General features: G+C 41.8%; 16 protein-coding genes and 1 pseudogene. 7 read left to right on the forward strand and 10 right to left on the reverse strand.

Annotated features, from left to right (window positions below):
* Positions 1-420: 420 nt before the first annotated feature.
* From CWB65_RS14845 to CWB65_RS14885, 9 genes are all read right to left on the reverse strand, one after another.
* A complete protein-coding gene (locus CWB65_RS14845; protein ID WP_006794182.1) occupies positions 421-1305 on the reverse strand; it encodes a LysR family transcriptional regulator in 885 nt (294 codons plus the stop codon).
* 330 nt (positions 1306-1635) lie between these two features.
* Positions 1636-2292 carry a 3-oxoacid CoA-transferase subunit B gene (locus CWB65_RS14850; protein WP_006794183.1) on the reverse strand — a complete coding sequence of 219 codons (657 nt, stop codon included), beginning with the start codon at positions 2290-2292 and terminating at the stop codon, positions 1636-1638.
* Between the two features lie 14 nt (positions 2293-2306).
* Entirely contained in the window at positions 2307-3005 is a 699-nt protein-coding gene (locus tag CWB65_RS14855; RefSeq protein WP_006794184.1) for a CoA transferase subunit A, read from the reverse strand.
* A gap of 102 nt (positions 3006-3107) precedes the next feature.
* The gene (locus CWB65_RS14860) at positions 3108-4010 is read right to left on the reverse strand and encodes a hydroxymethylglutaryl-CoA lyase (protein ID WP_138740876.1); all 903 of its coding nucleotides are present in this window, start codon (positions 4008-4010) and stop codon (positions 3108-3110) included.
* Complete coding sequence (locus tag CWB65_RS14865) at positions 4010-6001, reverse strand: acetyl/propionyl/methylcrotonyl-CoA carboxylase subunit alpha (RefSeq protein WP_138740877.1); 1992 nt, start codon at positions 5999-6001, stop codon at positions 4010-4012. The genes CWB65_RS14860 and CWB65_RS14865 overlap by 1 nt, the downstream gene beginning before the upstream one ends.
* 8 nt (positions 6002-6009) lie before the next feature.
* Positions 6010-6780, reverse strand: coding sequence for an enoyl-CoA hydratase/isomerase family protein (locus CWB65_RS14870; protein ID WP_138740878.1), 771 nt, complete (start codon positions 6778-6780; stop codon positions 6010-6012).
* Positions 6781-6794: 14 nt separating this feature from the next.
* Entirely contained in the window at positions 6795-8402 is a 1608-nt protein-coding gene (locus tag CWB65_RS14875; protein WP_138740879.1) for a carboxyl transferase domain-containing protein, read from the reverse strand.
* A gap of 10 nt (positions 8403-8412) precedes the next feature.
* Positions 8413-9588 (reverse strand): isovaleryl-CoA dehydrogenase, encoded by a 1176-nt coding sequence (locus CWB65_RS14880; RefSeq protein ID WP_138740880.1) that lies wholly within the window; start codon positions 9586-9588, stop codon positions 8413-8415.
* Positions 9589-9642: 54 nt separating this feature from the next.
* On the reverse strand, positions 9643-10077 hold the full coding sequence (locus tag CWB65_RS14885) for a MerR family transcriptional regulator (RefSeq protein ID WP_138740881.1): 435 nt from the start codon (positions 10075-10077) through the stop codon (positions 9643-9645).
* Between the two features lie 330 nt (positions 10078-10407).
* Here CWB65_RS14885 and CWB65_RS14890 point away from each other — a divergent pair, with 330 nt between their 5' ends.
* The 7 genes from CWB65_RS14890 (at position 10408) to CWB65_RS14920 (ending at position 18100) form a co-directional block, all read left to right on the forward strand.
* On the forward strand, positions 10408-11589 hold the full coding sequence (locus CWB65_RS14890) for a thiolase family protein (RefSeq protein WP_138740882.1): 1182 nt from the start codon (positions 10408-10410) through the stop codon (positions 11587-11589).
* Positions 11590-11680: 91 nt separating this feature from the next.
* A complete protein-coding gene (locus tag CWB65_RS14895; RefSeq protein ID WP_138740883.1) occupies positions 11681-13171 on the forward strand; it encodes a CoA-acylating methylmalonate-semialdehyde dehydrogenase in 1491 nt (496 codons plus the stop codon).
* Positions 13172-13305: 134 nt separating this feature from the next.
* On the forward strand, positions 13306-14463 hold the full coding sequence (locus CWB65_RS14900; protein WP_039036937.1) for an acyl-CoA dehydrogenase family protein: 1158 nt from the start codon (positions 13306-13308) through the stop codon (positions 14461-14463).
* A gap of 10 nt (positions 14464-14473) precedes the next feature.
* Entirely contained in the window at positions 14474-15259 is a 786-nt protein-coding gene (locus CWB65_RS14905; RefSeq protein ID WP_138740884.1) for an enoyl-CoA hydratase, read from the forward strand.
* Positions 15259-16410 carry an enoyl-CoA hydratase/isomerase family protein gene (locus CWB65_RS14910; RefSeq protein WP_138740885.1) on the forward strand — a complete coding sequence of 384 codons (1152 nt, stop codon included), beginning with the start codon at positions 15259-15261 and terminating at the stop codon, positions 16408-16410. The genes CWB65_RS14905 and CWB65_RS14910 overlap by 1 nt, the downstream gene beginning before the upstream one ends.
* A 10-nt stretch (positions 16411-16420) precedes the next feature.
* Positions 16421-17320 (forward strand): 3-hydroxyisobutyrate dehydrogenase, encoded by a 900-nt coding sequence (mmsB, locus tag CWB65_RS14915; protein ID WP_138740886.1) that lies wholly within the window; start codon positions 16421-16423, stop codon positions 17318-17320.
* A gap of 9 nt (positions 17321-17329) precedes the next feature.
* On the forward strand, positions 17330-18100 hold the full coding sequence (locus CWB65_RS14920) for an SDR family oxidoreductase (protein ID WP_138740887.1): 771 nt from the start codon (positions 17330-17332) through the stop codon (positions 18098-18100).
* Positions 18101-18376: 276 nt separating this feature from the next.
* Here CWB65_RS14920 and CWB65_RS14925 read toward each other — a convergent pair.
* Positions 18377-18600 (reverse strand): annotated as a pseudogene (locus tag CWB65_RS14925) (tyrosine-type recombinase/integrase); the annotation flags it as partial.
* Positions 18601-18927 lie beyond the last annotated feature (327 nt).

Below are 18927 nucleotides of genomic sequence, written 5' to 3' on the forward strand. Positions count from 1 at the left end.
AAAGATTCGTTTACTGCCAAAAGCAGATTTTTATATTATGTGGCCGTTGGAGAGAATAAAAACAGCCCAAACTAAGTCACCACCTAACTTGAACTGTTTTTCACACTGACAACATCTTCACACACAATATAAAGATTCTTTTATACATTTATTTGAGTCATAAAAACTAAATTGGTTTCAAACTTAGTTATTTAAATAAAAACTCAATTAGTCATTAAATGTTTTCGTTAAATAAACTTTATGTTGTTTCCTAAATTCAAACAAACGATAAAAATAAAACTGATAAGTGAAAAAATTTAAACCATAAAATTAAATAACAAAAAAGCCAACTCATTGATAATAAGTTGGCTTTTTCATTAATTTAATGTGAATTTTTTATGATTTATACAGTAAATAAATTAACTAAGTGTGAACTAAAAATTATTGTTCTTGTGTTTTTCTAAAAGTATCAACTACCCATTTAGCAAACAGATCTAGAGGGTGGTTGGCTACATTTGAGTCGTGTTGAACCAAATAATATTTATCTTTAGTCGTTAATGGCTGTTCAAACAATTTATATAACCATTGTTCGTCTAACCAGCTTTGGCTTATAGGTAGAGGAATAAGTGCAATCCCCATACCTTGCTGTGCGGCACGTGCAACACCAAACATACTATCTATCTGAATAATTTGCGTAGGCGAAAAATCATCTATGCCCACTTTTTCAGCCCACTGGTGCCATGCCCAAGGGCGTGCTTTGTGTAAAATTAGTGGTACTTGGTTCAGTGCTTGTAAATCGTTGTTTTTCCATTGTTCAAGTAATTTTTTATTACATGCAGGAATGTATTCTAAATTAAATAGCTCAGTGACTGCGCCCTCAGTTGGCTTACTTGACGAAAGCACAATAGACAAATCACTATGGCGGGTAAGTTCTTTACGTGTTTTAAGCGTGTCCATTTGCAAATTAATATTAGGATGCTGAGTGGTCCATTCGCTTAATTTTGGCATCAGCAATTCACTGGCAAAAAACTCGGGTAAAGTAATCGTGATATTTGTGTTTTGTTGTAATTGACTAAACTCATTAATGGTACCTTCTAACATAGTAATGATAGGGGAGATCGCATCAAAAAAGTTTTTTCCAGCCGTAGTTAGGCTAATCGAACGTGTTTTACGATGAAACAGCTCTATACCAAGTTGTTCTTCTAGTTGTTTTATTTGGTGGCTTACCGCCGACGGTGTTAAGTACAGCTCATTGGCTGCATGCTTAAAACTTAGGCTTCTTGCTGCAAAGCAAAAAGAACGAAGACCACGAATAGGAGTTTGCATGTTTTCCAGTGTTTAAATGTTTAGATTACCTGTACAGGCAAATATCGATCCAAATGTTATTATTCAATACTATCAATAACTTAATTATATTGATAGGGCAGCTTCACAATTTTGGTGCATCATAACAACAAATTAGTGCAATAGCTCTAGCTAAATAACACAGTATTTATGCATCTATTATAGATAATAATTTATTAAGCGTGTATTAATTAACCATAAAAATAGTATTGAAAGCAAAAAAAATCCCTCTTACGAGGGATTTTGGGTAACTCAGCGCCATTGGCACTGGGAATGAGGTCGGTACAGGGTAAAGTTAACTATATAATAATCTTATAAAACCATTTCTGGTACTTCACCGTCAACAAGTAATTTACCTGCTGTTTTGCTAATAATTTCATCTACAGATACACCAGGTGCACGCTCTATTAAATGAAATGCGCCGTCTTTAACTTCTAAAACGGCTAAATCTGTTACTATTTTCTTTACGCAATTTACACCGGTAAGCGGTAAACTACATGCTTCAAGAAGCTTAGATTCACCATGCTTACTGGCATGGGTCATTGTAACAATTATATTTTTTGCGCCAGCAACTAAGTCCATTGCGCCGCCCATGCCTTTAATAAGCTTTTTGGGGATCATCCATGACGCGATGTTACCGTTCTGGTCAACTTCAAAAGCACCAAGAACTGTTAAGTCTACATGACCACCCCGTATCATGGCAAAACTATCTGCACTATTAAATATGGCAGCACCTGTGGCTGCTGTCACGGTTTCTTTACCCGCGTTAATCATATCAGCATCAAGCTCAGCTTTAGTTGGGTATTGCCCCATACCTAATAGGCCATTTTCTGACTGTAGCATAACTTCAATATCATCAGGTACATAGTTTGCGACGAGTGTCGGAATTCCTATGCCCAAATTAACGTAGTAACCATCTTGTAGTTCTTGCGCAACGCGCATTGCAACTTGTTCACGTGATAATGCCATTACTTTGCTCCTGCTTAATCTCGTGTTGTTACACGTTCAATGCGTTTTTCAAAGTTACCTTTAATCACGCGATTTACATAAATGCCAGGGGTGTGGATTTGGCTTGGTTCAAGTTCACCCGGCTCGACGATTTCTTCAACTTCTGCCACAGTAATTTTTCCTGCTGTTGCAGCCATTGGGTTAAAGTTCATTGCTGTGTGTCTAAATACCAGGTTTCCATACCGGTCAGCCTTCCACGCTTTCACAATGGCAAATTCACCCGTGATAGACTCTTCTAAAATGTAAGGGCGACCATCAAATTCTTTTACATCTTTACCCTCTGCAACGGGCGTACCGTAACCTGTAGCGGTATAAAATGCGGGAATACCGGCACCACCAGCGCGCATTTTTTCTGCAAGTGTTCCTTGTGGCGTAAGCTCAACATCTATTTCGCCATTTAATAATTGCTGCTCAAATAGGGCGTTTTCTCCAACATACGAGGCAATTACTTTTTTTATTTGTTTATCTTGCAATAAAATACCTAAACCAAAATCATCAACACCGCAGTTGTTAGATACAACGGTTAACTCTTTTGTGTTCATCTTTTTAATTTGCTTTATTAAACCTTCAGGTATTCCACATAAACCAAAACCACCGGCAATAATGGTATCACCGTCTTTCAACCCTTCCATTGCAGCTTCGTAGCTTGAAACCACCTTATCAAAACCGGCCATGAGTCTCTCCTCATTGTGTGCTAAATTTTGTTAACTATTTACCTTCGTTTTACACTTACTTAAGTAATATATAGGCTAAAAAGTAGTTAACACGTAAGTGTGTCATTGTTGTTTTTTGTGCAGCGCTACAGAAACTTTACTTACTGGCGTTTTGTTAAGCGCATCAGTAATGGCCCAACCTGCATCAACAAGCCTTTGTAAATCAATTCCATGGTTTATGCCAAGGCCATCAAGTAAGTAAACGACATCTTCAGTGGCAACATTTCCTGACGCGCCTTTAGCATAAGGGCACCCACCAAGGCCGGCAACTGCTGCGTCAACCGTTGATATTCCTAGGCTTAGCGCTGCGTAAATATTTGTGAGCGCTTGCCCGTAGGTATCATGAAAATGCACTGCAAGCCGGTTGCTGTCTATGTGCATTAAAAGTAATTCTATGAGTTGAGTTACTTTTTTTGCAGTACCTACGCCAATCGTGTCTCCAAGGCTTACTTCGTAACAGCCTAAATCTAATAGCTTTTGTGTTACATCAAGCACAGCCTTAGCGTCTATGTCTCCTTCGTAAGGACAGCCAAGTACACAACTTACGTAACCACGAACACGGATATTATGCTCTTTTGCAAAGTTCATAACTTCACTGAAGCGTGTGATACTTTCGTCAATAGAGCAGTTGATGTTTTTTTTACAGAACGACTCGCTTGCGGCTGTAAAAATTGCAAACTCTTTAATACCAGCGTCATGGGCCGCGTGCGCACCTTTCAAGTTTGGTGTCAGCGCGCTTAAGTTAATATTCGGTAAGTTAAGTGCGTTAATCACATCTGCCGAATCTGCCATTTGTGGCACCCATTTAGGGGATACAAACGCACCTGCTTCTATATCTTTTAAACCGGCTTGTGCAAGGGCATTAATCAGTGAAATTTTATCCTGAGTATTTACCACCCCCTCGCTTTGTAAGCCGTCACGCGCTCCCACCTCAACAATACGAACTGAATCAGGAAAGGCACTCATCAGACACCTTCCTGCTGTGTGGTATCTTTAACAATGGCGAGTAGGGCACCGTGAGATACCAATTCACCTTCACCAAAACAATAGCTTTGTAAAATGCCATCGTGTGGCGCATTGAGGGTGTATTCCATTTTCATAGCTTCAATGATCACAACAGGATCGCCTTTGCTAATCGTACTGCCAACATTAACCAAATGTTTAACCACGGTGCCATTGAGTGGTGCTGCTAGTGGCAATGCATCACTTTCATGTGAACTTATGTAATGTTTATTAATGAGTTCAAGGTTAATTTGTAGTGCTTTATTCATAACCGTAATAGCGTCATTACAGTGTGAGACATGCGCAATATGCTTATTGCCATCAATAAATACAGTACAAACGCCTTTAATGACTGTCCCTTGAAGATTAAATACCGTGTTGTTATGGGTAATGTTGAACCCTTCAGATGTTTTAATCGCACTCAGCTGTAAATCTTTAAAGGGCACTTTAATGATGCGTGGAGAATTTAAGTTAAATCCGTTAAGTTGCTGCCAAGGGCTACCATTGCTTTGCTGAGCTTGCTCATTATTCAAAGAGCATAAGTACGCAAATGCACCTATGAGCTCACTAGATTGTAAAAGCGCACTATCAACAGCAACTAAAGAGTCGCCTTGCTCTGCAATAAAGTGTGTACTTGGCGCGCCCTGGTTAAAAGTAGGGTGATTAGCTAAGTTACTTAAAAAGCCAATGTTGGTACTAAAACCCGCTAAATGAAATTCCCCAAGAGCTTGGCGTAAACGCCCTAATGCTTGCTCGCGGTTATCATCATGTACTATAAGCTTTGCAATCATTGGGTCGTAATAGGGGCTGATTTCATCGCCTTGTGCAATGCCGGTATCTATGCGTACAAACTCACTATTAAGCGGAGTATTTAACGATTCAATTACGCCAGAACAAGGAATAAAGTCGTTGCTTGGATCCTCTGCGTAAATTCGCGCTTCAAAGCTGTGGCCTTGTAGTTGTATGTCAGATTGCGTTAAAGGCAAGGTATCCCCGGCTGCTATATTGATTTGCCAATTAACTAAATCTACACCGGTTACCATTTCGGTTACTGGGTGTTCTACTTGTAGGCGTGTGTTCATTTCCATAAAGAAAAACTCATCGCCACACAGTAAAAACTCAACAGTACCTGCACCGCGGTAATTTATAGCCAAAGCACAGCGTACTGCGGCTTCACCCATTTCTTTTCGTAATGTGTCACTTAAACCCGGAGCTGGCGCTTCTTCAATTACTTTTTGATGACGACGTTGTAAAGAACAATCTCTATCACCTAAATAAACACAGTTACCGTGATTATCTGCAAACACCTGTACTTCAACATGGCGAGGCTGGTTAACATAGCGCTCTAGCAGTACTAAGTCATTACCAAAGCCTGCTATAGCTTCACGCTGTGCGCCTTCAAGAGCACTCATAAAATCTTTAGCTTGCTCAACAACGCGCATACCTTTACCACCGCCCCCAAAAGCCGCTTTAATCAGTACGGGATAACCAATTTTTTCGGCCTCAGATTGTAAAAAGGCAGGGTCTTGATTATCACCATAATAGCCTGGCACTAACGGTACATTTGCTTCAGCCATTATTTCTTTAGCGCGGGTTTTAGATCCCATGGCTTCTATGCTGCTTGCAAGTGGGCCAATAAACGCAATGTTGTTAGCCTCACAGGCTTTAGCGAACTCGCTGTTTTCAGATAAAAAACCATACCCAGGGTGAATACAATCTGCACCACTATTTTTTGCTACTTGTAAAATTTTATCGGTTACAAGGTACGAGTCTTTACTCGGAGCAGGCCCAATATGGTAAGCTTCATCAGCCATTTTTACATGTTGTGCGTGTTTGTCGACGTCAGAATAAACGGCTACAGTCGTCAACCCCATTTGCTTTGCACTGCGCATAATACGGCACGCAATTTCACCTCGGTTGGCAATGAGTATCTTTTTTAAAGTGTGTGTGTTCATAATTAATCCTACAGTTGCCAAGCGGGTGGGCGTTTATCAAAAAAAGCACTAAGCCCTTCTTGGCCTTCATCAGATACACGGATCTTTGCAATCCGTTCGGCCGTAAGCTCAATAAGTTGTTCACTAATAGGCTTGTTTGCTACATCATTAATTAAAGCTTTAGCGGCTTTGACTGCAACAGGGCCGTTATCAATCAGTGTTTGCAACATGTTATCAAGCGCACAGTCTAAATTGCCGGTTACTTGATGAACTAATCCTAGTTGTTTGGCTGTGTGGGCATCAAACACCTCAGCAGTTAAAAAATATCTGCGAGCAGCACGCTCACCTATGGCTTTAATTATATACGGGCTAATTACCGCAGGAATAAGCCCAAGTTTCACTTCACTTAAGCAAAACTGAGCATCATCTTTACACAGTGCAATATCGCAACAGGCAATTAAGCCTAACGCACCACCAAATGCAGCGCCCTGAACAGCACACACGGTTGGGTGAGGGCTGGTGGCTAAAACCTGCATTAGTTTTGCAAGTTGCATAGAGTCGGCCAGATTATCGGCGTAATTGTTATCAGCCATGGATTTCATCCAAGCTAAGTCTGCCCCGGCTGAAAAGTGTTTGCCTTCTGTTTTTAACACAAGCGCTTTTATATCGAGCGTATTAGCATGTTCAATGCATTGAATTAATTCGTGTATTACTTCGCTATTAAATGCGTTTCTTTTTTCAGGGCGGCTTAAAACAAGTACAGCCACATTAGATTTTGTTATTTGTAGTGTTACTGACATTTACTGCGCTCCGGTTACATTCTAAATACGCCAAATTGAGAATCTTGCGCTGGTGCATTCTTAGCAGCACTTAAGGCAAGTCCTAATACGTTACGTGTGTCGGCTGGGTCAATAATACCGTCGTCCCACAAACGCGCGCTGGCATAATATGGGTGGCCTTGCTCCTCGTATTGCTCAATGATTGGCTTTTTAAACTCGCCAATTTGCTCATCGGTCATACTTTGGCCTTTTCGCGCTAAGCCGTCTTGCTTAACTTGGGCCATTACCCCTGCGGCTTGCTCGCCGCCCATGACTGAAATACGGGCATTAGGCCACATCCACATCATGGTGGGTTCAAATGCGCGGCCACACATACCGTAGTTACCAGCGCCATAAGAGCCGCCAATTAGTACCGTAAATTTAGGTACATCGGCACACGAAACCGCCATCACCATTTTAGCTCCGTGTTTTGCTATACCTTCGGCTTCGTATTTTTTACCTACCATAAAGCCGGTAATATTTTGTAAAAAAACCAATGGGATATTGCGTTGTGCACACAGTTGAATAAAGTGTGCGCCTTTTTGAGCAGACTCGCTGAATAAAATGCCGTTATTAGCCACTATGCCAACAGGGTTACCGTAAATGCTTGCAAAACCAGTTACCAACGTTTCACCAAAGTAGCGTTTAAATTCATCAAACGATGAATCATCAACTGTTCGGGCAATGACTTCTCGTACGTCAAATGGCTTTTTAAGGTCGGTACCTACAATGCCGTAAAGTTCGCTTATATCGTACCGAGGCGCTTTTATATCTTTTAATAACGGTGCAGTAGGGCGTGTGTAATTAATGCGTTCAATACATTGGCGCGCAATAGACAGTGCATGCTCGTCGTTTTCAGCAAAATGGTCAGCCACCCCTGATGTTTTACAATGAACATCAGCACCACCAAGCTCTTCGGCCGTTACTTCTTCACCTGTTGCCGCTTTTACAAGCGGCGGGCCTGCTAAAAATATGGTGCCTTGTTCTTTTACTATTATGCTTTCATCTGCCATAGCCGGTACATAAGCACCACCAGCAGTACATAACCCCATTACCACTGCAATTTGAGGAATGCCTTTACCTGACATTCGAGCTTGATTGTAAAAAATACGGCCAAAATGTAATTTATCGGGAAATACATCATCTTGCTCAGGTAGGTTAGCACCGCCAGAATCAACCAAATAAATACACGGTAAATGGCATCGATCTGCAATGTCTTGTGCTCGCAAATGTTTTTTAACAGTAAGCGGAAAGTAGGTGCCGCCTTTAACCGTGGCATCGTTTGCAATGATCATGCATTCAATGCCTTTTACACGGCCAATACCAGCTACGACACCTGCGCACGGGATAGCTTGCTCATAGACGCCAAATGCAGCGAATTGAGAAATTTCTAAAAATGGTGAACCTTCGTCAATTAGCGTACTAATACGATCGCGTACAAATAATTTACCGCGACCTTCGTGGCGCTCTTTTAAAGCAGTCCCACCACCTAAGCTTATTGTGGCAACTTTATCGCGTAAATCATCCACTAGCGCCGACATGTTTTTATGATTTTGCACAAAAGTAGGATCGTGTGGATTAACGCTCGATTTTAAAATCGTCATAATCTAATCCTTAGCGGCTTTCAGTGAAAAGTTCGCGACCAATTAGCATGCGGCGAATTTCAGACGTGCCGGCGCCAATTTCGTATAGTTTAGCGTCACGTAGTAATCGACCCGTTGCGTATTCGTTTATGTAGCCGTTTCCACCTAGTATTTGAATCGCATCCAGTGCCATTTTGGTTGCCAATTCGGCGGCATATAAAATGGCGCCAGCAGCATCTTTACGTGTAGTTTCACCGCGGTCACAGGCTTTAGCTACCGTGTAAACGTATGAACGGGCAGCGTTCATTTGTGTGTACATATCGGCAATCTTGCCTTGAATAAGCTGAAATTGCCCAATTGGGGTATCAAACTGCTTACGCTCATGAATGTAAGGCACAACAATATCCATACATGCTTGCATAATGCCAAGGGGGCCTGCTGCCAATACAACACGCTCGTAATCTAGGCCGCTCATAAGAACTTTTACGCCTTCGTTTAAGTTACCTAAAATGTTTTCTTCAGGCACTTCACAGTTTTCAAATACTAACTCACAGGTGTTTGACCCACGCATGCCAAGTTTGTCTAGCTTTTGTGCGGTTGAAAAACCAGGGAACGTCTTCTCTACTATAAATGCAGTAATCCCTTTAGCACCGGCGTTTAAATCGGTTTTAGCGTAAATAACCAGTGTGTCTGCATCCGGCCCATTGGTGATCCACATTTTATTACCGTTCAAAATGTACTTATCGCCTTTTTTCTCAGCTTTAAGTTTCATCGATACCACGTCAGAGCCCGCATTAGGCTCACTCATAGCAAGCGCACCAATGTGTTCACCGCTGATAAGTTTTGGTAGGTATTTTTCTTTTTGTGCTTGTGAACCATTACGGTTGATTTGATTAACACACAGGTTTGAATGCGCACCGTAGCTCAAGCCAATAGATGCACTTGCGCGGCTAATTTCTTCCATTGCTATAACATGCTCTAAATAGCCTAAGCCAGCACCACCAAACTCTTCAGGAACGGTCATGCCTAACACGCCCATTTCGCCCATTTGCGGCCAAAGTTGATTTGGAAATGTATTGTCAATGTCGGTTTGTTCAGCTAGTGGCGCAATTTCTTGGCTTGAAAAACTATTTACATGGTCGCGGATCATATCGGCGGTTTCGCCAAGACCAAAGTTCATCTCTTTATAAAGTGAAATAGTGCTCATGATTCATTCCTGTGTGAGTGTGTGTTATCAGTGTGTTTTTATTTTAAAAATAAACTACTCGTCTATTTTATTCAGTGTGTCTCTACAGCGTCGTTCCGCAGTAACCAGTTCCATTAGGACAACTTTAATATCATCCATTTGCTGCGAAAGGTCGGCTTTTTTCTCTGAAATCAGATCTAGCATAGTGACTAGTTGTTTAGCACTTGATTTATCAGCGTCGTACAGTTCAAACAAACGGCCCGTTTCGGCAAGCGTAAAGCCTAAGCGTTTACCCCGTAAAATGAGCTTTAAGCGCACTTTGTCGCGCTTTGAGTAAATACGTGTTTGCCCATTACGCTCAGGTGATAAAAGCCCTTGGTCTTCATAAAAGCGTATAGAGCGAGTTGTAATGTCAAACTCTTTAGCTAAATCGCTAATGCTAAAAGTTTGTTCATTACTGGTCGGCATAGTGGCGGAACTTGCAAAGTTTGTTTGATTATCTGGTTTCATAATTGTAATTACCTCATTCGAATAACTCCAATATAAGTGAAGTTTACGTAAAGGTAAAGCGCTGGCTGGTGTGAAATAAATATAAGCGAAGTGGTTTGCAGTATTTGTAATTTAAATTATTTAATTACAATGACTTAATTTTAACTTAGATTGTAAGAGCCAAAGGTGGCAAAGAAACCTTACAGATAAGAAAGTATAATTTTAACGGTTTTTAGTTGACGTTAGCGTAAACGTTAGTATTGTGTATGGTTATTAAATAATAATTTAAAACACAATTAATAGAGTAAATATTCTAACAACTATTTACCCTTAAATACAATGGAGTTAGCTATGTCTTTAGAATCAGTGGTAATTGTAGCAGCAAAACGTACGCCTATGGGTGGCTTTATGGGCGGGCTAAGCGATGCTCAGTCTACTGAATTAGGTGCAACGGCTATTAAAAGTGCATTAGCGCAAACTGGTTTAAACACCGATGCAATTGACGAAGTAATTATGGGCTGTGTACTCCCTGCTGGTTTAGGTCAAGCGCCAGCTCGTCAAGCTATGTTAAAAGCAGGGCTAGCATTAAGCACGGGGGCTACCACCATTAATAAAGTATGTGGTTCAGGTTTAAAAGCCGCCATGCTTGCTAACGATTTAATTAAAGCAGGCTCTATAGAAACAGCGATTGCTGGTGGCATGGAAAGTATGACCAATGCCCCTTACTTTATTCCAAAAGCGCGTGGCGGAATGCGAATGGGCCATGGCGAAATCAAAGATCACATGATGAGTGATGGCCTTGAAGATGCATACGACAATAAAGCCATGGGTTGTTTTGCACAAGATACCGCCGACGAATATGGCATTGGCCGTGAGCAAATGGATAATTTTGCACTCAGCTCATTAAGTAAAGCTAATGCCGCAATTGCAAACGGCAGCTTTGAAAACGAAATAGCACCGCACACAATTCAAACACGAAAAGGCGATGTAACGGTATCGGTTGATGAGCAACCAGGTAATGCACGCCCAGAAAAAATCCCAAGTTTACGTGCAGCCTTTAAAAAAGACGGCACTATAACAGCTGCTAACTCATCATCTATTTCGGATGGTGGCGCAGCCCTCGTTTTAATGACTGAGTCAAAAGCAAAAGCACTCGGTTTAACACCCCTTTGTAAAATTGTAGCGCACAGCACACATTCTCAAAAACCGAGCGAATTTACGGTAGCACCAGTAGGTGCAATGAACAATGTGCTCGAAAAAGCCGGTTGGACAACAACTGATGTAGACCTTTGGGAAATTAACGAAGCTTTTGCCATGGTAACAATGCTTGCAATAAACGAGCTTAAGCTTGATGAAAGCAAAGTAAATGTTAACGGTGGGGCATGTGCACTTGGCCACCCAATTGGTGCCAGTGGCGCACGTATTTTGGTTACGCTTATACACGCTCTTAAAAACCGAGGCCTTAAAAAAGGCGTTGCTTCTTTATGTATTGGTGGCGGTGAAGCCGTTGCAATGGCAGTAGAAGCTTACTAAGTACCAATCACATTAAAAATACGCAGCAACATAACAATAATAAAGCTGCGTTATTTTTAAAACTAACACACTAATACAATAGGATTTAACCATGCACCAAGTTCCACTATTAATAGATGGCGAATTTATTCAATCGGCTTCAAAAGAATTAATCGATGTTATAAACCCAGCAAACCAAGAGGTTTTAGCGCAGGTTCCGTGTACCACCGATGAAGAAATGGATGCGGCAATTGCTTCAGCCTCTGAAACATTTAAAACATGGAAAGATGTGCCAATTACTGAGCGTGCCCGCATTATGATGAAATACGCCGCGCTTTTAAAAGAACACCATGACGAACTAGCCACTATTATTTGCCACGAACTAGGTAAAACCTTTGAAGATGCTAAAGGTGATGTATGGCGAGGTATTGAAGTTGTAGAACAAGCAGCTAATGCACCTTCGCTGATGATGGGCGAAACAATGGAAAACGTAGCGCGCAAAATCGATACTTATTCTTACATGCAGCCGTTGGGTGTATGTGCAGGTGTTACGCCGTTTAACTTTCCGGCAATGATCCCACTTTGGATGTTTCCACTGGCAATAGTATGTGGTAACACATTTATATTAAAACCATCAGAGCAAGACCCACTAACGCCAATGCGTTTAGCTGAGCTATTTATTGAAGCGGGTGCACCTAAAGGCGTTCTGCAAATTGTACATGGTACAAAACCGCAGGTAGACCGGTTATTAGAAGATAAAGCCGTTCGTGCTATTTCGTTTGTAGGCTCGTGTGGTGTAGGTGCCTATATTTATTCAAAAGGCACACAAAACCTTAAGCGTGTTCAAGCCTGTGTAGGTGCAAAAAACCATATGGTAATTATGCCAGATGCGAGTAAATCGCATGTTGTAAATAACCTTGTTGGTGCATCTGTTGGTGCCGCAGGCCAGCGTTGTATGGGTATTTCGGTAGCTGTATTTGTCGGTCAAGCAAGTGAATGGGTAGATGAAATAAAAGCAGGCTTTCAAAAAGTACGCCCAGGTTTATGGGATGATAAAGACGCAGCCTACGGCCCACAAACGTCAAAAGCAGCAAAAGAGCGAATTTTATCGCTTATTGCAAGCGGTAAAAAACAAGGCGCGACCTGTTTAATAGATGGCTCTGACTTTACTGTAGAAGGTTACGAGCAAGGTAACTGGGTTGGCCCAACTTTATTTACCGACGTTACAAAAGAAATGGACTTATACAAAGAAGAGATTTTTGGTCCTGTTTTGGCTTGTATGTTTGTAGACACATTAGAAGAAGCTATCGCCTTAATTAACGAAAGCCCTTACGGTAATGGCACCTCGCTATTTACTTCAAGCGGTGCAGTTGCACGTAAATTCCAACACGAAATAGAAGTAGGCCAAGTAGGTATTAATGTTCCTATTCCTGTGCCATTGCCGTTCTTCTCATTCACGGGGTGGAAAGGCTCTTTTTATGGCGATACTCATACGTATGGTAAGCAAGGTATTCGTTTTTACACAGAAACCAAAACCATTACCTCACGTTGGTTTGAAGACGATATAGCGTCAGGCCCAAATATGAGCATTAACTTAAAATAATTAATAAACACACACAAAAAATAATAACAAAGACGGGCGCGAAGGTTTTTCACACACATAAATATGCCTTCGCCGCTCTTCACTCACAATCCCAATACGGGAAAACCGACAACACACAACTAAAGAGGTCTATCATGGACTTTAACTTATCAGAAGACCAACAAGCCTTTGCACAAACTGCTCGCCAATTTGCCGAGTCAGAGCTTGCACCTCATGCGGCTAAATGGGATCGCGAACATATTTTTCCTAAAGATACGATAAAAGCAGCCGGTGAGTTAGGCTTTTGTGGTTTATACACACCAGAGGACGCGGGCGGCCTTGGTTTATCACGTTTAGACTCAAGCATTATTTTTGAACAACTTGCACTAGGGTGTACGGCAACCACTGCCATGCTAACTATTCATAATATGGCTACCTGGATGGTTGCAAGTTTTGGTACAGACGCAATAAAAGATCAATATGTAGACCAATTAGTTATGGGTGAGTTATTAGCATCATACTGCTTAACCGAGCCTGGTTCTGGTTCAGATGCAGCTTCACTTAAAACAAAAGCAGTACGCGACGGCGACGAATACGTTATTAACGGTTCTAAAATGTTTATATCGGGCGCAGGCGAAACCGAAGTGCTAGTGGTCATGGCGCGCACTGGTGGCGAAGGCGCTGCGGGTATTTCTGCGTTTGTTGTACCGGCCGATGCAAAAGGCGTTGAATACGGCAAAGCAGAAGAAAAAATGGGGTGGAACGCACAGCCTACACGACTAATAAGCTTTGAGGACGTTCGTATTCCTGCACATAACTTACTTGGTGCAGAAGGCGAAGGTTTTAAGTTTGCAATGCAAGGCCTAGATGGCGGGCGCATTAATATTGCCACCTGTTCAATTGGTACCGCACAAGCAGCCTTAAATACAGCACGTGAATACCTCAAAGAGCGCTCACAATTTGGTAAACCGCTGGCTGCGTTTCAGGCTTTGCAATTTAAAATTGCAGATATGAACACAGAGCTTGTAGCGGCGCGCCAAATGGTAAGGCTTGCGGCATTTAAACTTGATACTGGCGACAGCGAAAAAACCACTTATTGTGCTATGGCCAAACGCTTTGCAACCGATGTTGGTTTTACAGTGTGTAATGAAGCACTTCAAATACATGGTGGTTATGGTTACATAAAAGAATACCCACTAGAGCGCCATGTACGTGACGTGCGCGTTCATCAAATTCTTGAAGGCACAAACGAAATAATGCGTGTGATTATTGCGCGTCGAATTTTAGCTGAATCAGCAAGCGAAATATTATAAGGAGCACGGTATGTCTGAATCAAAACCAAGCATTGAGTTAACAACCGAAGGCCATGTTGCTATTTTAACAATGTCTAACCCGCCAGCGAATACCTGGACAAAAGACACCTTAATTGATTTAAAAAATAAAGTTAACGCGCTTAATAACAATAAAAACATTTATGCCTTAGTGCTAACGGGTGAAGGCGATAAGTTTTTTAGCGCAGGCGCCGACCTTAATGTATTTGCAAGTGGTGACAAAGGTATTGCTGCAGACATGTCGCGTGTATTTGGCGAAGCGTTTGAAGCATTAACTAATTTTAGAGGCGTGTCGGTTGCTGCCATTAATGGCTATGCGATGGGCGGCGGTTTAGAGGTTGCATTAGCGTGTGATATACGCATTGCTGAACAACAAGCGCAAATGGCACTCCCTGAGGCAAAAGTCGGTTTATTACCGTGTGCAGGTGGCACGCAAAATTTAGCATGGTTAGTGGGCGAAGGCTGGGCTAAACGCATGATTTTGTGCGGCGAGCGCTTAAAAGCTGATAAAGCACTACACATTGGTTTAGTCGAGGAGGTTGTTGGCCAAGGTGAGAGTTTTGCTGCTGCGCTTAATCTTGCAAACCAAGTAAGCGAGCAAAGCCCTAGCTCGGTTGCGGCATGTAAAACATTAATTCAAAAAGGGCGCCACCAACCCATGGCGAGCGTTTTACCATTAGAGCGCGAACTATTTGTTGGTTTATTTGATACTGATGATCAAAAAGAAGGCGTAAATGCCTTTTTAGAAAAGCGCAAAGCAGAATGGGTAAATGGCTAATGAGTGATTTAACCTTATTAAATAAAGCGGATGATTCAGTACTTTTTGAGACGGCAACCGCAGCCAACGGCCGTTTAATTGGGCTTATTACACTAAACGCACCTAAATCGTTAAATGCGCTTAATTTTAACATGATCAAATTGCTTACTCCTCAACTAAAGGCATGGGCAAACGACGATGCCATCGCAATGGTTATTTTAAAAGGGGCAGGAGAAAAAGCGTTTTGTGCTGGTGGCGATGTAGTAAGTCTTCATCATGCAATGGCACAAGGTGAACCAACAAGTTTAGTTGAAGAGTTTTTTACCCAAGAATATAAGCTCGATTACCTTATACATACCTACGTTAAACCTATCCTTGTTTGGGGAAACGGGATTGTAATGGGAGGCGGTTTAGGGCTAATGGCTGGCGCAAGCCACCGTGTTGTTACCGAAACCTCACGTATTGCAATGCCAGAACAAACAATAGGTTTATACCCCGATGTAGGCGGCAGCTATTTTTTGCATAAAATGCCCAAAAGTGTTGGCTTGTTTTTAGGGTTAACGTCAGCGTCTATTAATTGCGACGATGCATGTTTTGTATCACTTGCTGATCACTTTATTGACAGCGGTAAATACAACGACATGCTAAACACTATTTTAGCTACAAGCTGGAGTAAGAGTGCAAGCGAAAACCACACGGTGCTAACTAATTTATTGAATGAGTTAAACGCGCAATCTGCCGATATGCCAATAGGGAACGTTAGCGCTAATTTAAAAACAATTCAAACACTAGGTAGTTTTGCCTCATTGCAAGAGCAAGTTGATTACCTATTAAGCTTAAGCACCGACGACAAGTGGTTACAACGTGCGCAAAAATCGTTAAAACATGGGTGCCCACTCAGCTGTGCATTGGTCAGTGAGCAGCTTAAAGCAAGTGAAGGTAAAACCCTTTTAGACTGCTTTAAAATGGAACTAGGCATGTCGGTAAGAGCCGGTGAAGTAGGTGAGTTCCAAGAAGGCGTTAGAGCACTGTTAATCGATAAAGACGGCGCTCCCAATTGGCAATACCCAACACTCCATGATGTGCCAAGTAGCGTAGTTAATAGCTTTTTTGATAATCGTTACGGCACTAGTCACCCACTTGATGGCCTAGACACGGCAACACAAAAATAAAGGAAAGACGATGACTAAACTTAATATTGGTTTTATCGGATTAGGAAACATGGGCGGCCCTATGGCGGCAAATTTAGTAAAAGCGGGGCACACAGTCACTGTTTTTGATTTAAACCAGTCGGTCGTAAGTGAGCTTGCTAGCCAGGGTGCTAAAGCGGGCGTTGATGCAGCGCAATGTGCCACCAATGCCGACGTTCTGATCAGCATGTTACCTGCAGGCAAGCATGTTAAATCGTTATACTTAGGTAATAACGATAACAATGGACTAATTGAGGTTTTAAGCAAAAATACCTTAGTGATTGACTGCTCTACAATTGATGCCGAATCGGCACGCGTTGTTGGAAATGCACTTGACGAGCAAGGTATACGGTTTGTTGATGCACCGGTTTCAGGTGGTGTAGCCGGGGCAACGGCAGGAACGCTTACGTTTATCGTGGGTGGTGAACAAACCGCATTCGAAAAAGCAAATACCGTATTAGTAGATATGGGTAAAAACATATTTCATGCTGGCGATATTGGTGCAGGTCAAGTTGCAAAAATATGCAACAACATGCTGCTTAGCATATTAATGGCAGGCACAAGTGAAGCCATTCAAATGGGTATTAATAACGGGTTAGATCCAAAAGTGCTGAGCGATATTATGACTGCAAGCTCAGGTCGAAATTGGACATTAGAGTTATATAATCCGTGTCCAGATGTAATGGAGACAGCACCGGCTAGTAATAATTATAAGCCAGGTTTTATGGTTGACTTGATGGCAAAAGATTTAGGTCTTGCCATGGAAGCAGCTCAGCAAAGTAATTCATCAACGCCAATGGGTTCAATGGCAAAAAACTTGTACACTATGCTTCAGCATCAAGGTGCAGGCAGCGATGACTTTAGCGCCATATTTAAATTGTTTTCGAAGTAGGAGTAAACCGTGGAAATTAAAAATAATACGGTAGTAATCACAGGTGGGGCGCAAGGTTTAGGTTTCGCTATGGCGCAAAAGTTTGCAGCTATGGGCGCAAATATTGCACTTATTGACATGGCACAAGATTTATTAAACAACGCATGCGAGCAACTAAACCAGCTTGAAGGCGTAAAAGGTATAATTAAAGGCTACGCTGCTAATGTGACGGTTGAAAGTGAAGTAGAAAGCGTATTTAGTACTATTAACAATGATTTTGGCCGCATTAGTGTGCTTATTAACAACGCTGGTATTTTGCGTGACGGCATGTTCATAAAAGCTAAAGACGGAAAAGTGGTTAAAAAAATGTCGCTAGAGCAATTTCAATCAGTGATTGACGTTAATCTTACCGGCGTATTTTTAGCAGGGCGCGAAGCTGCAAGCCACATGATTGAATCAGGCAAAGGCGGCGTAATAGTAAATATGTCGAGCGTAGCGCGGGCAGGTAACATAGGCCAAACAAATTACGCGGCATCAAAAGCCGGTGTAGTGGCATTAACCACTACATGGGCTAAAGAACTTGGCCGTTTTGGTATACGCGTAGGCGCTATTGCACCAGGTGTAATAAGCACCGCCATGACCGACGCCATGAAGCCAGAAGCTAAACAGCGTATGCTGGCAGTAACACCCGTAGGGCGCTTAGGTGAAAGCGACGAAATTGCCCATACCGCACAGTACATAATCGAAAACGACTTTTTCACCGGTCGCGTGGTTGAAATAGACGGCGGTATTCGTTTGTAAATTAAGTTTTTTACGCTTGAATTTAAAAAGCATGGCGCTTATAGGCTGTGCTTTTTTGTTTTAAATCGGGGAGATTTATAATCTTGAAAAAGGGCTAACAACCCCGTTGGCAGCTTGTTGTAGTACATGAGTAGGATACCCGCTGTATTAAAACGTTAATCATTTTAGCGCTCTAAATAACTCATTAACTGCGTTAAAAAATTCTCATGTAGATAAACTATATAACTAAGTTTTTGCCTTGTTACTGAGCTATTTATCTGTCGCTATAATTGCTCACTAATTCAATACAGCGGGTATTATTTGTGTTGTACGCACATCGTTGTGACCTAGCTGTGTTTGTACTGTTGCAGTAGATGCGTAGCAAATGAGTGTCGCAAAGTATGTGGGGTAACGTGTTTACTTATATGTGCATCAAAAGCAGCTTTTTTAACCGCGCGTTGTACTTGCTTTTAATCAATATGATGGCGCCTTAATTGCTTACTCTCATGATCAAGGCTCAGGGCCTGTTTATCTTTTGAGGTTAAATTTGCAGCAGTGTGCTTGGTATTTAGGCAAGGCAGAGCCTATGTAGTGTGGTTATTCCCCATAAATAGGCGATAACGTGGAATATATGCCAAACATGCGCTGCCCGAAGGGTTCTGCCCAGGGGCAATTTACTATTTGTTGCTCAGTTTTTACTTAGCCCACTAGGTTATAAACCTCTCGCCGCTATTAAATAGACCCTAGATTGAACAAATTTTAATCCTGAAAGGTCAACAGGCCCTAGTTTTATAACATGAAAATAAATATTGCCAGCCCAGCTGCTTATTATGGTTTGGATATTTTTT

The sequence above is a fragment of the Pseudoalteromonas sp. S554 genome (assembly GCF_005930865.1).
Lineage (GTDB): Bacteria > Pseudomonadota > Gammaproteobacteria > Enterobacterales > Alteromonadaceae > Pseudoalteromonas > Pseudoalteromonas marina.

Coding starts and splice junctions, on each gene's coding strand:
- CWB65_RS14845 (WP_006794182.1), bottom strand. CDS start 1,305: ATGCAAACTCCTATTCGTGGTCTTCGTTCTTTTTGCTTTGCAGCAAGA.
- CWB65_RS14850 (WP_006794183.1), bottom strand. CDS start 2,292: ATGGCATTATCACGTGAACAAGTTGCAATGCGCGTTGCGCAAGAACTA.
- CWB65_RS14855 (WP_006794184.1), bottom strand. CDS start 3,005: ATGGCCGGTTTTGATAAGGTGGTTTCAAGCTACGAAGCTGCAATGGAA.
- CWB65_RS14860 (WP_138740876.1), bottom strand. CDS start 4,010: ATGAGTGCCTTTCCTGATTCAGTTCGTATTGTTGAGGTGGGAGCGCGT.
- CWB65_RS14865 (WP_138740877.1), bottom strand. CDS start 6,001: ATGAACACACACACTTTAAAAAAGATACTCATTGCCAACCGAGGTGAA.
- CWB65_RS14870 (WP_138740878.1), bottom strand. CDS start 6,780: ATGTCAGTAACACTACAAATAACAAAATCTAATGTGGCTGTACTTGTT.
- CWB65_RS14875 (WP_138740879.1), bottom strand. CDS start 8,402: ATGACGATTTTAAAATCGAGCGTTAATCCACACGATCCTACTTTTGTG.
- CWB65_RS14880 (WP_138740880.1), bottom strand. CDS start 9,588: ATGAGCACTATTTCACTTTATAAAGAGATGAACTTTGGTCTTGGCGAA.
- CWB65_RS14885 (WP_138740881.1), bottom strand. CDS start 10,077: ATGAAACCAGATAATCAAACAAACTTTGCAAGTTCCGCCACTATGCCG.
- CWB65_RS14890 (WP_138740882.1), top strand. CDS start 10,408: ATGTCTTTAGAATCAGTGGTAATTGTAGCAGCAAAACGTACGCCTATG.
- CWB65_RS14895 (WP_138740883.1), top strand. CDS start 11,681: ATGCACCAAGTTCCACTATTAATAGATGGCGAATTTATTCAATCGGCT.
- CWB65_RS14900 (WP_039036937.1), top strand. CDS start 13,306: ATGGACTTTAACTTATCAGAAGACCAACAAGCCTTTGCACAAACTGCT.
- CWB65_RS14905 (WP_138740884.1), top strand. CDS start 14,474: ATGTCTGAATCAAAACCAAGCATTGAGTTAACAACCGAAGGCCATGTT.
- CWB65_RS14910 (WP_138740885.1), top strand. CDS start 15,259: ATGAGTGATTTAACCTTATTAAATAAAGCGGATGATTCAGTACTTTTT.
- mmsB (WP_138740886.1), top strand. CDS start 16,421: ATGACTAAACTTAATATTGGTTTTATCGGATTAGGAAACATGGGCGGC.